The 14,472-nt window shown below is 76.3% G+C and carries 8 protein-coding genes; 5 read left to right on the forward strand and 3 right to left on the reverse strand.

The window, feature by feature from the left end:
- Positions 1-56: 56 nt before the first annotated feature.
- Genes ACHZ99_RS00230 through ACHZ99_RS00245 form a run of 4 tightly spaced genes read left to right on the forward strand, consistent with a single transcriptional unit; the run spans position 57 to position 5,090 of the window.
- Positions 57-998 carry an ABC transporter permease gene (locus ACHZ99_RS00230; protein ID WP_420303151.1) on the forward strand — a complete coding sequence of 314 codons (942 nt, stop codon included), beginning with the start codon at positions 57-59 and terminating at the stop codon, positions 996-998.
- Positions 998-3,028 carry a dipeptide/oligopeptide/nickel ABC transporter permease/ATP-binding protein gene (locus ACHZ99_RS00235; protein WP_420302222.1) on the forward strand — a complete coding sequence of 677 codons (2,031 nt, stop codon included), beginning with the start codon at positions 998-1,000 and terminating at the stop codon, positions 3,026-3,028. The genes ACHZ99_RS00230 and ACHZ99_RS00235 overlap by 1 nt, the downstream gene beginning before the upstream one ends.
- A complete protein-coding gene (locus ACHZ99_RS00240) occupies positions 3,025-4,164 on the forward strand; it encodes an oligopeptide/dipeptide ABC transporter ATP-binding protein (protein ID WP_420302224.1) in 1,140 nt (379 codons plus the stop codon). The genes ACHZ99_RS00235 and ACHZ99_RS00240 overlap by 4 nt, the downstream gene beginning before the upstream one ends.
- On the forward strand, positions 4,161-5,090 hold the full coding sequence (locus ACHZ99_RS00245) for a dihydrodipicolinate synthase family protein (RefSeq protein WP_420302226.1): 930 nt from the start codon (positions 4,161-4,163) through the stop codon (positions 5,088-5,090). Before ACHZ99_RS00240 ends, ACHZ99_RS00245 begins: the two co-directional genes overlap by 4 nt.
- Positions 5,091-5,189: 99 nt before the next feature.
- Here ACHZ99_RS00245 and ACHZ99_RS00250 read toward each other — a convergent pair whose 3' ends face one another.
- From ACHZ99_RS00250 to ACHZ99_RS00260, 3 genes are all read right to left on the reverse strand, one after another.
- A complete protein-coding gene (locus tag ACHZ99_RS00250) occupies positions 5,190-7,421 on the reverse strand; it encodes an MMPL family transporter (protein WP_420302228.1) in 2,232 nt (743 codons plus the stop codon).
- A gap of 147 nt (positions 7,422-7,568) precedes the next feature.
- Positions 7,569-11,681: a BTAD domain-containing putative transcriptional regulator gene (locus ACHZ99_RS00255; RefSeq protein ID WP_420302230.1), complete on the reverse strand. Its 4,113-nt coding sequence runs from the start codon at positions 11,679-11,681 to the stop codon at positions 7,569-7,571.
- A 97-nt stretch (positions 11,682-11,778) separates the two neighbouring features.
- Positions 11,779-12,999, reverse strand: a complete 1,221-nt coding sequence (locus ACHZ99_RS00260; protein WP_420302231.1) for a sialidase family protein — start codon at positions 12,997-12,999, stop codon at positions 11,779-11,781.
- A 246-nt stretch (positions 13,000-13,245) separates the two neighbouring features.
- Between ACHZ99_RS00260 and ACHZ99_RS00265 the strand changes: the two genes are divergently transcribed.
- Positions 13,246-14,451: an MFS transporter gene (locus tag ACHZ99_RS00265; RefSeq protein WP_420302232.1), complete on the forward strand. Its 1,206-nt coding sequence runs from the start codon at positions 13,246-13,248 to the stop codon at positions 14,449-14,451.
- Positions 14,452-14,472 lie beyond the last annotated feature (21 nt).

Genomic DNA, 14,472 nt, shown 5'->3' on the forward strand with positions numbered 1-14,472 from the left:
TCTCCGTCCCGGTCCGTCAAGGCTAGGAGCTCACGTACGTGGCCCAGATCGCCAGGATGCTGCTACGCCGCATCGCCCTGCTCGTCCCGCTGATGCTCGGGATCGTGCTGTTCGTCTTCCTCGTCATGCGCTTCTCGGACATCGACCCGGCGGTGGCGCACTTCCAGGGCGCCAACCCCACCGACGAGCAACTGGACGCGTTCCGCGAGGAGAACGGGCTCAACGACCCGCTGCCGGTCCGCTACGCCGCGTTCGTCGGCGACCTGCTGCGGGGCGACATGGGCCTCAGCGTGCTCAACGGCAGGCCGGTGCTCGACCAGGTGACGACCGCGATGCCGCTGACGCTGCAGCTGACCTTCCTGGGGCTGGCCATCGGCATCGTGCTGTCGCTGGTCTTCGGGATCACCGCCGCGATCTACCGCGACCGGCTGCCCGACCAGCTGATCCGTGTCGGGACGCTGATCGGCGTCGCCGCCCCCGGGTTCTGGGTCGCGCTGCTGCTGATCCAGTACCTCGCGGTGGACGCCGGCTGGTTCCCGAGCGGCGGCTACGTCAACCCTTCGGACTCCCTCACGGGCTGGCTGAAGACCATGACGCTGCCGGCCATCGCGCTGTCGCTGAGCGTCGCCGCGGGGCTCACCCGCGTCGTCCGCACCGCGGTGGTGGAGGAGTTGGACAAGGACTACGTGCGCACGGCGATCGGCAGCGGCCTGCCGCCGCTCGTCGTGGTCGGCCGCAACGTCCTGCGCAACGCGCTCATCAACCCGCTGACGGTCCTCGGGCTGCGGGTGGGGTATCTGCTGGGCGGCGCCGTCGTCACCGAGACGATCTTCTCGCTGCCCGGCATGGGCACGTTGATGATCAACGCGGTGAAGAACGGCGACCCCGCCGTCGTGCAGGGCGTGGTGATCACCGCGGCCCTCGCCTTCGTCGTGGTCAACCTCGCCATCGACATCCTCTATCTGCTGGTCAACCCCCGTCTGAGGAGTGCCACCTGATGCTCGTGACCCTCGGGGGCCGCAAGCAGCTCGCGGAGCGGCTGGCCCGGCCCGGTCTGCGGCTCCGCGGCCTCAAGCGGCTGCCCTGGATGTCCCGGATCTCGCTGGGACTGCTCACCCTCGTGGTGCTGGTCGCGGTGTTCGCGCCGCTGCTCGCCCCGCACGACCCGCTCGACCAGCAGGCCCAGGTCGACGGCACCGGGCACCCGTCCGGCGATCACTGGATGGGCCAGGACAGCCTCGGCCGCGACATCCTCAGCCGGCTGATGTACGGGGCCCGCTGGTCGCTGATCATCGGGCTGGGCGCCACGCTGCTCGGGCTGATCGCCGGGGCGATCCTCGGCGCCGTCGCCGCCACCTCCCGCAAGGCGGTGGACGAGTTCGTGATGCGCTGCCTGGACGTCGTCATGGCGTTCCCGGGGATCGCGCTGGCCGCGGTGCTCGTCGCCGTGTTCGGCGGCAGCATCCCGGTGCTGGTGTGCGCCATCGCGTTCCTCTACACGCCGCCGATCGCGCGGGTCGTACGGGCCAACGTGCTGGACCAGTACGGCGAGGACTACGTGACCGCGGAACGGGTCATCGGGGCCCGTACGCCGCACATCATCGTCAAGCACGTCGCCATCAACTGCGCCGCGCCGATCCTGGTGTTCTGCACGGTGCAGGTCGCCGAGGCGATCGTCTTCGAGGCGTCGCTGTCCTTCATCGGCGCCGGCGTCCGGCCGCCGGACCCGTCCTGGGGCAGCGTCATCGCGGACGGCAAGAACATGGTGCTGCTCGGCGGCTGGTGGGCGACGGTCTTCCCGGGCCTGCTGATGCTGCTGACGGTGCTGGCGCTGAACATCCTCTCCGAGGGCATCTCGGACGCCTGGGCGGCGCCCGCCGCCCGGCGGGCGGAGAGCACGGCGGTCAAGGAGGCCGGCGCCGAGGACCGGGTCGAGGCCGCCGCGCCCGGCACCGGCGAGGTGCTCCGGCTGCCCGGGCTCGCCGAGGCCGCCCGGCGGCTGCGCGAACGGGCCCGGCCGCTGCCCGGCGGCGAGCCGGTGCTGTCGGTGACGGACCTGGCGATCGGCTTCGACAAGCGGCACGCGGGCGTCGACATCGTCGACGGCATCAGCTTCGACGTCCGGCCCGGCGAGGTCCTCGGCCTCGTCGGCGAGTCGGGCTGCGGGAAGTCGCTGACGGCGCTGACGGTGATGGGCCTGGAGCCGGCGGGCGCGCGGGTCCGCGGCAGCGTCGTCTTCGACGGCCGGGAGCTGCTCGGCACGCCGATGCGGGTACGCCGCCGGCTCCTCGGCCACGAGATGGCGATGATCTACCAGGACGCGCTCAGCTCGCTCAACCCGGCGATGACCATCCGCGCGCAGCTCAAGCAGCTGATCCGGCGCGGCGGCACGCGCACCGCGACCGAACTGCTGGAGCTGGTGGGCCTGGACCCGGACCGGACGCTGCGCAGCTACCCGCACGAGCTGTCCGGCGGGCAGCGGCAGCGGGTGCTGATCGCCATGGCGCTGTCGCGCAACCCGAAGCTCATCGTCGCCGACGAGCCGACCACCGCGCTCGACGTCACGGTGCAGGCGCAGGTCATCGAGCTGCTGCTGCGGCTGCGCGAGGAGCTGGGCTTCGCGCTGATCCTGGTCAGTCACGACCTGGCGCTGGTCTCCGACGTCACCGACCGGGTGGTGGTGATGTACGGCGGGCAGATCGTCGAGACCGGCGCCACCGCCGACCTGGTCGAGGCGCCGGCCCACCACTACACCCGCGGCCTGCTGGGCTCGGTGCTGTCGCTGGAGTCGGCCCAGGAGCGGCTGACGCAGATCCGCGGCGTCGTGCCGTCGCCGGCGGACTTCCCGGCCGGCTGCCGGTTCGCCGACCGCTGTCCGGTGGCGAGCGCCGTGTGCGTGGGCACCGCGCCGGAGCTGGTGGGCGAGGAACGCAAGCACGAGGTGGCGTGCCACCACCCGGCGGTCGAGCCCGCCGCGGAGCCGGCGGCCGCCGCCGCGGGCGAGGCGGGGAAGGAGGCGCTGCGATGAGCGCGAAGGACGGCGGCCCCGGGCCGCTCGGTGAACTGGCCAAGGGCGAGCCGCTGGTCGAGGGCGACGGGCTGGCCGGGGGAGGCGGGGCGGCGCCGGGGCTGATCACCGTGCGCGACGCGCACGTGGTGCACCGGGCGCGCACCGGCGGGCTGTTCGCCCGGGACCGGGTGTACGCGCTGACCGGCGCCGACCTGGCGATTGCGGCGGGCGAGACGGTCGGCGTGGTCGGCGAGTCCGGCTGCGGCAAGTCGACGCTGGCGAAGGTGCTGGTGGGGGTGCAGCGGCCGACGTCGGGCACGGTGGCGTTCCGGGGCCGCGACATCTGGGAGATGGGCGCCGGCGAGCGCCGTACGGCCATCGGCACCGGCGCCGGCATGATCTTCCAGGACCCGTCGACCGCCCTCAACCGCCGGCTGCCGGTGCGGCAGATCCTCCGCGACCCGCTCGACGTGCACCGCCGCGGCACGTCCGCGCAGCGCACCGAGCGGGTACGGGAGCTGATGGCGCTCGTCGGCCTGCCGCCGGTGCTCGCCGACGCGCTGCCGGGGCAGCTCTCCGGCGGCCAGCGGCAGCGGGTGGCCATCGCCCGGGCACTGGCGCTGGAGCCGGATCTGGTGGTGGCCGACGAGCCGACCTCCGCGCTCGACGTCTCCGTGCGCGCGCAGATCCTCAACCTGCTGCTGGAGCTGAAGGAGCGGCTGAACCTGGCGCTGGTGTTCGTCTCGCACGACATCCAGACGGTGCGGCGGATGAGCGACCGGGTCATCACCATGTACCTGGGCCGGATCGTCGAGGAGGGGCCCGCGGCGGCGCTGGGCTCCGGGGGCGGCTCCGCGGCGGAGCGCGGTACGGACACCGCGCGGCACCCGTACACGCGGGCGCTGTTCTCGGCGACCCCCGGGCTCCTCGACCCCATCGACCCGATCCCCCTCGTCGGCCCCGTGCCGTCGGCGACCCGGCCGCCGAGCGGCTGCCCGTTCCGTACCCGGTGCTGGAAGGCGACCCAGGAGTGTGCCGCGTCCATGCCGCCGGTCACGCAGGCGGAGCACGCCCACCGGTTCCGCTGCCACCATCCGGTGGCCGCCGCGGAGAGCACCCGCGATCTCGTGATCCAAGCCAAGGAGAGCGCATGACCCTTCCCACCCACCTGACCGGCGTCGTACCGCCCGTCTGCACCCCCCTGACGCCGGAAGCCGAGGTGGACACCGCCTCGCTGATCAGGCTGGTGGACTTCCTCGTGGCCGGCGGCGTCGACGGGCTCTTCGTCCTCGGCTCCTCCTCCGAGGCCGCCTATCTCCGGGACGAGCAGCGCCGGGCCGTGGTGGACACGGTGGTACGGCACGTCGGGGGCCAGCTGCCCGTGCTCGCCGGCGCGATCGACATGACGACGCCGCGGGTGCTCGACCACGCCCGCGGCGCGCTCGACGCGGGCGCGGACGCCCTCGTGGTCACCGCGCCGTTCTACACCCGCACCCACCCGGCGGAGATCGACCGCCACTTCCGCGAGGTCGCGGGCCGCACGGGGGCGCCGGTCTTCGCCTACGACCTGCCGGTGTCGGTGCACACCAAGCTGGGCCACGACCTGGTGCTGGCGCTCGCCGCCGACGGGGTGCTCGCCGGGCTCAAGGACTCCAGCGGCGACGAGACGGGGCTGCGCCGCGTCATCGTCGGCGTACGGGACAAGGTGGCGGGGTTCTCCGCCCTGACCGGGTCCGAGACGATGGTGGACAGCGCGCTGGCGATGGGCGCCCACGGCGTCGTGCCCGGCCTGGGCAACGTCGACCCGCACGGCTACGCGCGGCTGTACCGCAGCGCCCGCGAGGGCGACTGGGAGACGGCGCGGACCGAGCAGGAGCGGCTGATCGCGCTGTTCGGGCTGGTGCAGTCCGGAAATCCGGCGCGGATGGGCATGAGCTCGTCGGCCCTCGGCGCCTTCAAGGCGGCGCTGCACCTGCGCGGCGTCATCGACTGCCCGGCGACGATGCTGCCGCAGATCCCGCTGGACGCGGAGGAGGTGCGGCGGGTGGAGAAGCACCTCGCCGCGGCGGGACTGCTCTGACGGGGGCCGCAGCCGTACGGGGCCGGTCGCGGCCCTCGTACGCGGCCGGGAGGGGCGGGGGCCACGGGGGCCCGGGCCCGGCCGCCCCTCCCGGCCGTCTCACCCCCCGCCGCCGACGGGGATCCGGCCCGTGCCGCCGTCGGCCGTGGCAGCGTCCCGGGGCTGCGGTGCGCCCGGGTCCGCGGGGGCGGGCGGTTCGAGGTGCAGCTCCGGCAGCAGCCGGTCGGCCCAGCGGGGCAGCCACCAGTTGGCCCGCCCGAGGAGCGTCATCGTCGCCGGCACCAGCACCATGCGGACGATCGTCGCGTCCGCCAGCACCGCCACCGCCATCCCGACGCCGATCATCTTCACCGTCACGTCGGGGTCGATCGCGAAGCCGGTGAACACCGCGATCATGATGGCCGCGGCGCTGGTGATGACGCGGCCGGTCGCCGCGAGGCCGCGCACGACGCTGCCGTGCGGGTCGCCGGTGGCCAGCCAGTCCTCCCGGATCCGGGAGAGCAGGAAGACCTCGTAGTCCATGGACAGGCCGAACAGGATGGTGAACATCAGGATCGGCACCCAGCTGGACACCGGGACGTCGTGCGGCAGGCCCAGCAGCCGGGCGCCCGTGTCGGTCTGGAACACCACGGTCATCACGCCGTACGCCGCGGCCACCGACAGCAGGTTCATCACCGCCGCCTTCAGCGCCACCACCGGGGCCCGGAAGAGCACGGTGAGCAGCACCAGCGAGAGCCCGACGACGAACGGGATCACCACCCACAGGCGGACGGCGAGCCGGTCGGAGATGTCGGCGAAGATGGCGACGACGCCGGTGGCCTCGGCGCCCTCGGGCAGGACGCCTGCGCGCAGCCGGTCGAGCAGGTCCTGGGTGCGCTCGTCCTGCGGCCCGGTGGTGGGGGTGACGACGATGACGGCCGCGTCGCGGGCCTCGTTGAGGCGCGGCGGCGACACGGCGGCGACGCCGTCGGCGGCGGCCAGGTCCTCGCGGAGCGCGGGCAGGGCGTCGGCGGGCGTCCGGGTGAGGTCGACGGCGATCTGGAGCGGGCCGTTGGCGCCCTCGCCGTACTCGGCGGCGACGAGGTCGTACGCGCGCCGCGTGGTGTTGGACTCGGGCTGGCTCCCGGCGTCCTGCGGCCAGGTGCGCATGCCGAGGACCGGGGCGGCGAGCGCGAGCAGCACGACGAGCGCGGCGAGCCCGGCGGCCAGGGGGCGCCGGGTGACGGCGCGGGCCCAGCGCTCGGTGAGGGTGGCGCGCGGCGGGGCGGGCGCGGCGGACTCCCCCGGTCCGGCGGGCTTGGCCGACCGCGCGGCGCCTTCGGGGCGTACGAGACCGAGGCGTTCGGCCCGCGGCAGGACGCGGTGCCCGGCCAGCCCGCACAGCGCCGGGACCAGCGTCAGCGCGGCGGCCATGACGGCGATGACGGTGCAGAAGGTGGCGTAGCCGAAGGACGAGAACACCGCCACCGTGCTGAGCCGGAGCCCGAAGAGGGACAGCAGGACGGTGGCGCCGGCGATGAGCACGGAGGCCCCGGCGGTGGCGGTCGCCTCGGCCGCCGCGGCGCGCGGCGCGAGGCCGCGGCGCAGCCCCTCCGCGTGCCGGCCGACGAGCAGCAGCGCGTAGTCGATGCCGACGCCGAGGGCGACCATCGAGGCGACGGTGGGCGCGATGTTGCTGACGTCGGTGGCGGCGGCGAGCAGCCCCACGCCCGAGAACCCGACGCCGAGACCGGCGATGGTGACGACCAGCGGCAGCCCGGCGGCGGTGAACGAGCGCAGCGCGAGGAGCAGGATGACCAGGGCGGCGCCGATGCCTATCATCTCGGCGGTGATGGCGGGCTTGGTGACGTTCTCCGGCACCTGCCCGCCCAGTTCGACGTCGAGGCCCGCGTCCTCGGCAGGGGCGGCGGCGTCGCGCAGCGCGTCGGTGCCCTCGGAGCCCTTGATGTCGGTGACGGGGATGTCGTAGTTGACGGTGAACAGCGCCGTGTCCCCGTCGCGCGAGAACACCGGCTCGTCCACCACGGCCGCGCCCGTCACGCCCGCGAGCCGGGTACGCACGTCGGCGAGCACGTCCGGCCGGAGGTCGGCGCGGGAGTCGCCGTGGACGACGACGCGGGCGCTGGTGCCGGACATCTCCGGGAAGGCGCCGGTGAGGAAGTCGGTGCCGGCCTGGGAGGGGGTGCCCTCCACGCGGTAGTTGTCGTGCGGGGTGCCGCCGAACGCCCCGGCCAGGGCGAAGAACGCGGCGAGGGCGACGAGCCAGGCGGAGATCGTCCGCCAGGGGTGCGCCGCGGTGGCGCCGCCGAGGCGGCCGAGCAGTCGGGTCATGACCGTTCCTTGGGCAGTTCCATCGGTTCCGGCACACGGTGCGGCGGGTCTCTTGCAGGCGTCTTGGAGACCTCTTGGAACGGGCGGGAACGGGCGGGAACGGGCGGGAACGGGCGGGAACGGGCGTCGGGGATGCTGCGGCGCCGCTCAGCGGGGCCGGGCGAGCGCGGCGCGGGCGTTCTCCGCGTCGGCCAGCCAGTGCGGCGCCTGCCAGCGCCGCGCGACGACCGCGGCGTGCGCGTAGTGGCCGTCGGCCTCGTCCGTACGGCCCAGGAGCAGGGCGAGGTCGCCGAGCGTCTGCGCGACGGGCCGCATCGCCAGGCACATGCTCGCGGCCCCCGCGACCACGTCGCGCAGCGGCAGCAGCTCCGTCAGCAGGTCCGCGGCCTCGTCCCGCTCCGCGAGCGCGACCACGGCCAGCGCGCGGGCCGTGAGGAAGAGCGAGTGGAAGAAGTCCTGCCTGATGGGCGGCCGTTCGGCGCGGGCGGCGCGGGCCTCGTCCGGGCGGCCGGCGTCGGTCAGGGCCAGCGCGAGGGAGTCGCCGGCGAGCGCCCCGTACACCGGCAGCGCCGCCCGCAGCTCCGGCAGCGCGTCCGCGGGCCGGCCGCGCAGCCAGCAGAGCGCGAAGCGCGACACCGTCCCCATGGCCTCGGCGTGCGGGGAGCCGTTGGCGCGCAGCCGCGCGACCGCCTCGGCGTAGCCGCGCTCGGCCGCCGCGAGGTCGCCCTCGGCCATGCGCAGCGCGGCCAGCTGGACGTGGCCGACGGCGGCGGGCTCGCTGAGCCGGTGGGTCTCGGCGATCTCCAGCCCGCGGGCGACGTGCCGCCGGATCGCCGCGACGTCGCCGCGGACGGCGGCGGTGCCGGCGGCCAGGTAGTCGGCGAACCAGGCGTACGCGGGCATGTCGTGGTCCTCCGCGAGCTGCGCCAGCTCGGCGGCGACCTTCTCGCGCGGCGCGGCGTCGAGCTCCCAGTCGATGACCCGGCTCCGGGTGGCGAGCACCTGGGCGAGCAGCCCGGGGTCGTCGAGGCGGCGGGCCAGGTCGACGGCCTCGGCCGCCGCCCGGCGGGCGGCGTGGCCCGGGCCGGCGGCGCTGTCGAGGGCGGAGGCGAGGGCCTCCAGCAGCCGGCAGCGGGCGGCGTCGGCGAGCGAGCCGTCGGCCAGCAGCCGGCGCAGGGCGGCGACGGACCGGGTGTCCTCGTGCGCGTAGGTCCTGCGCTCCCAGGCGGTGGGTTCGGTCCAGGCGGTCAGCGCCTCGACGAGCAGGTCGTCCCGGCCGTGCCGCTCGGCGACGTCCATGGCGCGGGCGCGGATGTCCTGCGCCTCGACGACCGCGCCGCCGCGGGCCCGCGCCTGGAGTTGCAGCCCGAGCAGCGCGACGAGGCGGGCGGGCGCGTCCTCGGCGGCGAACGCGGCGGGGTGGCGCTCGACGCAGGCGGCGGCCTGGGCGAGCAGTTCGGCGGCGGTGTCGTGCGCGTAGCGGCGGCCGGCGAGGCGGGCGGCGCGGACGGCGTAGTCGACGGCGGTACGGGCGGTGGCGGTGGCGGGTGCCCGGAGGTGGTGGTGGGCGATGGCGGTGACGTCGTCGGGGCGCAGCTCGCGCAGGGCGCGGCCGAGCGCGGTGTGCAGCCGGGCGCGGCGGAGGCCGCTGGTGTCGGCGTGCAGGGTGTCGCGGACGAGGGCGTGGGCGAAGCGGACGCGGCCGGGGCCGGGTTCGGTGAGGAGCCCGGCGGAGAGACCGGCGTCGAGGGCGTCGAGGACGGTGTCCTCGGCGGTGGAGTGGTGGTGCGGCGGAGGCGGGGCCGAGTTGTCGGCGGAGTCGGCGGAGTCGGCGGGAGGTGGGACGGCGGGTGCGGTGGGCGCCCTGTCGGCGGGCGCCGGGTCGGTGGGCACGGGGGCGCGCTCGGCGGCCGGTGCGGCGCCGGCCTCGCGGGCCGGTGCGGGGACGCGCCCGGCGGCGAGTTCGGGAGCGTGTCCGTCGGCCGGGCCGAGCGTGGCGCCCACGCCGGAGGCGGCAGCCGCGCGGATCAGCACCTCGACGTCCACCTCCGGGCCGGCCACGGCGGCGAGCCGCAGCACCGGCAGCGCGGCGGGCGGCAGCCGGTCGAAGCGGCGGCGCAGCACGGCGCGTACGCCGTCGGGGACGGCGCGCAGCGCGTCGGCGGTGACGGTGCCGCCGGAGAGCATGCGGGCGGTCTCCAGCAGGAAGAACGGGTTGCCGCCGGTGCGTTCGGCGAGGGCGGCGGCGGTCCCGGCGTCGACGGGGGCCAGCGCACGTACGAGCCGGACGGCGTCGGGCGGCGCGAGCCCGTCGAGCGGCAGCCGCACGGGGGTGCGGCGGGCGAGGACGGCCTGGACGGCGGCGAGGTCGCCCTCGTCGGGGCGGTGGGCGGCGACGACCAGCAGCCGGCCGGCGGGCGGGTCCTCGGCGAGGCCGGCGAGCAACGCGAGGGTCTCGCGGTCGGCGCGGTGCAGGTCGTCGAGGAAGAGGGCGAGGGGCCGGTCGCGGGTGGCGGCGGCGAACCACGTACGGCAGGCGCGGTGCAGCCGGAACCGGTCGCTGGCCCGCCGCGCCTCGGCGCGCGGGCCGGGGTCGAGCAGCGGGGCGAGGTCGTCGGCGAGCCGGGGGTCGGGCGGCGCGTACCGGGCCAGCCGGCCGGCGATCTCCTCCCACGCGAACGCCGGCGGCGCGCCCTCGGCCTCGGGGCAGCGGCCGACGGCGGTGACCCACCCCACGTCGCCCAGCCGCCCCGCGCACTGCTCCAGCAGCCGCGACTTGCCGGCCCCGGCCTCCCCCGCCACGAGTACGAACCGCACGGCACCGGCCGCCGCTTCGCCGGCGGCGGCGGCGAGCGCGGCCAGTTCGTCGTCGCGGCCGACGAAGGGGGAGTCGCCGCGGAACGGGGAGGGGGCGGAGGGATCGAGGCCGTCACCGTGGGCCGGGGTGCCGTCGGGGGTGGGCTGTCCGGGAGGGGACGGCAGAGCGGTGCCGTACGGACCGGAGCCCCCGGAGCCGCCCGGATCACCCGGCACAGGCCCGCCGGCGGCCCCCCGCCGCCCCGGCTCCGCATCCACCGCGGGCCGGTCCGAAGCCGCGCCGCGCAGCGGCGGCGCCGCATCCACCTCCGGTCCGGAACCCGTCGTTTCGCCGCGCTCCAGGCCGGTCGTCCCGACCGGCTCCGCCAGTGCGGGCCCCGCGCCACGCGGAGGCGACACCGGACGGCTTCCGGGCCCCTGGCCCACGGCCGGGCCCGGCACTTCGGCGCGCTCGGGGCCGGCCGACCCGGCCGGACCCGCCGCCGCAGGCTCCGCCGCGGCGGACCTTCCGCCGGCCGGCGGCGGCATCCCGTCCCACGGGTGCCCAGAGCCCGGCACTTCACGAGACCCGGTGCCGTCAGGCTCTCCGGCCGACGCCGACGCCGACACCGACACCGACACCGCAGCCGTCCCCGCCGGCCCCGGACCCCACTCCGCACGCGCCGGCGGCCCGCCGACCCGCAGGGACGACCAGCGCCGTTGCAGGATCGCCTCCTCCAGCTCCGTCAGCCCCGGCCCCGGCTCGATGCCCAGCTCCTCCGCCAGCCCCCGCCGCACCCGCCGCAGCGCGGCCAGCGCGTCCGCCTGGCGGCCGTCCGCCCACAGGGCCAGCACCAGCAGCCGCCACCCCTCCTCGCGCAGCGGCTCCTCGCCGGTGAGCGCCTCCGCCTCCGCCACCGCCTCCGCGGGGCGGCCCAGGCGCAGGGTCGCCGCCGCGTGGGTCTCCCGGGCGGTGAGCCGCAGTCCGCCCAGCCGGGCGGTCTCGACCGCCGCCCACGGCGCGTCGGCGAACTCCGCGTACGCCTCGCCCCGCCACAGCCGCAGCGCCGCCGCCGTCTCCGTGCGGGCCCGGTCCGGGTCCGCCGCCAGCAGCCCGCGCGCCCGCGCGAGGGCCCGCTCGAACCGCCAGGCGTCCACCGCGTCCTCCGGCGGCCGGAAGGCGTACCCGGGCGGGGTGCTCACCAGCAGCCGTCCGGGGGCGCGGCGTGAGCGGCCCGGTTCCAGTTCGCGGCGGAGGTGGGAGACGTACGCGTGGAGGGTGGCCCGCGCGCTCGGCGGCGGTTCGCCGCTCCACAGGTCGTCGATCATCCGGTCCGCGGAGAGGGTCGCGCCCCGCGCGGTCAGCAGCAGCGCGAGGACGGCGCGCTGGCGCGGGCCGCCGAGTTCGGCGGGTGCGCCGTCCACGTCGGCGGCCATCGGACCGAGGACGCTGATCGCCACCATTGGCCACATTTTAGGCCACACGCGTCGCCGGCCGTCAGGCACCGCCGGCCGCGCCGTCCGCCGGCGGCCCCGCCGTCGAGGCCGCCGGCGGACGTCTTCAGCCGTCGAGGCGGCGCAGGTCGAGCCGGCGGAACTCGATCGTCTCGTACGCCCCGGAGTCCCCCGTCTCGTACAGGACGCCGATCGTCCGGCCGTTGACCTGCACCAGGTCGGAGTACGCGGCCGGCTGCGGCGACAGCGTCGTCACCTTCGTGAAGTTGCGGCCCGCGTCGTCGCTGCGCCAGACCGCCATCTTCTCCCGCTTCTCCGGGTTCGAGGGCCCGGAGAACAGCAGCGGCGCGTGGCGGCCCACCGGCTGTAGCACGCTGGCCTGGACGACAGGCACCTCGTCGAGGTCCGGCTGCACCTCGTAGGGCCGGTCCAGGGTGGCGCCACCGTCGGCGGAGTAGGAGTCGAGGCGGTTGCCGGCGGAGGTGCCGTTCTGGTCGCGGGTGCTGAAGTAGAGGCGGCCGTCGGGGAGTTCGGCGGCGATGTTCTCGTTGCTGTTGATCTCGCCCTCGTACTCGTCGTCGATGAAGCCCGTCTCCCAGGTGCGGCCGCCGTCGTCGCTGTAGATGGCGTGGGCGCCGTAGTACTTGGCCTCCCGCCCGGTGTCGGCGGAGCCGGCCGGCGGGCTGGTGGAGTGGTTGGCGGGGATGACGAGCCGGCCGCGGTGCGGCCCGTGCTGGAGGGCGACGGCGTGTCCCGGCCCGGTCGCGTACCAGCGCCACTCCGGCCGCTTGACGTCGGCGGTGATCTCCCGCGGCTCGTCGAAGGTGCGGCCGTCGTCGGTGGAGCGCTGCACGAAGACCCGCCTGCTCTGCTCGGGCGTGACCTCGCCGCGCATGATCTCGGCCTCGGTGACCTCGCCGCTGTTGTACGAGGTGACCAGCACCAGGTCGCCGGTCTTCGGGTCGACGACCGGCGCGGGGTTGCCGCGGGTGTCGCCGCCGCCGGCGGCCACGACGGACATCGGGCCCCAGGTGCAGCCGCCGTCCTCGGAGCGGCGGACGACGACGTCGATGTTGCCGGTGTCCCCGGCGCCGCCGACGCGGCCCTCGGCGAAGGCGAGGAGGGAGCCGCCGCGGGTCTTGACGGTGGCGGGGATGCGGTACGTGTCGTAGCCGCCCTCGCCGGATCTGTACGGCACGGAGGACGTGCAGCGGGCCTTGCCGGCGGCCGCGTCACCGGCGTCGGCCGCCGCGGTGCCGGGGCCCGCGGCGAGGGTGCCGAGGAGGGCGGTGGCGGAGAGGAACAGGAGGCTGGTCGCGGTGCGCATGCGTCGACTCCCCGAGTCATGGGTCTTCAGTCATGGGACGTAGGAGGTGGGATGTCCGACGCCAAAACGTAGAGGGCGCGGCGGCGGGAGGCAAGACCCCGGACCGCGGGAAAGAGCGGACCTGCGCGCGGGCGGCTGCGCGTTCGTGTGCGATCGTGGGCGGGAATCGACCTGAACAAGCATGCGAGACGGGTCGGTCGGGACCCGCGCACCCGGCGCGGTCCCGGGGCGGGCGGAGGAGGCCGGGTGGCGGGCACGGACGGGATACGGCGGGCGCGGTACGCCGTCGCGGCGGTGTTCGCCGCGCACGGCGCGGTCACCGGCAGCTTCGCCACCCGGGTCCCGTGGGTGCAGGACCACGCCGGGATCAGCGCCGGACAGCTCGGCCTCGCGCTCGCCATGCCCGCGCTCGGCGCCGCCACGGCGATGCCGCTCGCCGGCCGGATCAGCCACACCTTCGGCGCCCGCCGCGCGCTGCGCGGGCTGATGGTCATGTGGTGTCTCGCGCTGGTGTTGCCGGCCGTCGCGCCCGGGCTCGCGACGCTCTGCGCGGGCCTGTTCGTGTACGGCGCGACCGCCGGCATGGCGGACGTCGCGATGAACGCGCTCGGCGTCGACGTCGAACAGCGGCTCGGCCGCTCGATCATGTCCGGGCTGCACGGCATGTGGAGCGGCGGCGCGCTCGCCGGCTCCGCGGCCGGCACCGTCGCCGCGCACACCGGGCTGGACGGCCGGGTGCACTTCGCGATCGCCGCCGCCGTCCTCACCGCCCTCTCGGCCGTCGCTTGCCGCTGGGTGCTGGAGCCCCTCGCGCACGACGCGGAGGAGCCGCCGCCGCACTTCGCGCTGCCGCCGCGCTCGGCGCTGCTGATCGGCGCGGTCGGGTTCTGCGCGGTGTTCGCGGAGGGCGCCAGCCTGGACTGGTCGGCGGTCTACCTGCGCGAGGAGATGGACTCCTCGGCCGGCCTCGCCGCCGCGTGCACCACCGGCTTCGCGCTGACGATGGCCGTGGCCCGGCTCGCCGGCGACGCGGTCGTGGAGCGCCTCGGCCCGGTGCGTACCGTACGCGCGGGCGGGGTGCTGGCGACGCTCGGCGGGGTGCTGATCGTCACCTCGTCCGCGCCGGCGCAGGCGATGGCCGGATTCGGGCTGCTGGGCCTGGGCATCGCGGTCGTCGTGCCGGTGGTCTTCGCGGCGGCGGCGCGCTCCGCCGACGCGCCGAGCCAGGCGATCGCCGGGGTGGCGACGATCATGTACGCCTCGGGGCTCATCGCCCCGGCGGCCATCGGGCAGGTCGCCGACGCGACGTCGCTCACGGTGTCGTTCGGGCTGGTGACCCTGCTGGCCACCGGGCTCGTCGCGGGCGCGGGGCTGCTGCGCGGCCGGCGCTCCCGGACCCGGGCCAAGGCGCCCGGCCAGGCGCCGGACCCGGCGCCGCGGGCGGAGCCGTAGCCGCCGATCTCTGGCCTGCGG

Origin of the sequence: Streptomyces sp. MAR4 CNX-425 (assembly GCF_048656465.1) — a bacterium.
In the GTDB taxonomy this organism is placed as follows: domain Bacteria; phylum Actinomycetota; class Actinomycetes; order Streptomycetales; family Streptomycetaceae; genus Streptomyces.

Coding starts and splice junctions, on each gene's coding strand:
- ACHZ99_RS00250 (WP_420302228.1), bottom strand. CDS start 7,421: ATGACCCGACTGCTCGGCCGCCTCGGCGGCGCCACCGCGGCGCACCCC.
- ACHZ99_RS00255 (WP_420302230.1), bottom strand. CDS start 11,681: ATGGTGGCGATCAGCGTCCTCGGTCCGATGGCCGCCGACGTGGACGGC.
- ACHZ99_RS00240 (WP_420302224.1), top strand. CDS start 3,025: ATGAGCGCGAAGGACGGCGGCCCCGGGCCGCTCGGTGAACTGGCCAAG.
- ACHZ99_RS00230 (WP_420303151.1), top strand. CDS start 57: ATGCTGCTACGCCGCATCGCCCTGCTCGTCCCGCTGATGCTCGGGATC.
- ACHZ99_RS00235 (WP_420302222.1), top strand. CDS start 998: ATGCTCGTGACCCTCGGGGGCCGCAAGCAGCTCGCGGAGCGGCTGGCC.
- ACHZ99_RS00260 (WP_420302231.1), bottom strand. CDS start 12,999: ATGCGCACCGCGACCAGCCTCCTGTTCCTCTCCGCCACCGCCCTCCTC.
- ACHZ99_RS00245 (WP_420302226.1), top strand. CDS start 4,161: ATGACCCTTCCCACCCACCTGACCGGCGTCGTACCGCCCGTCTGCACC.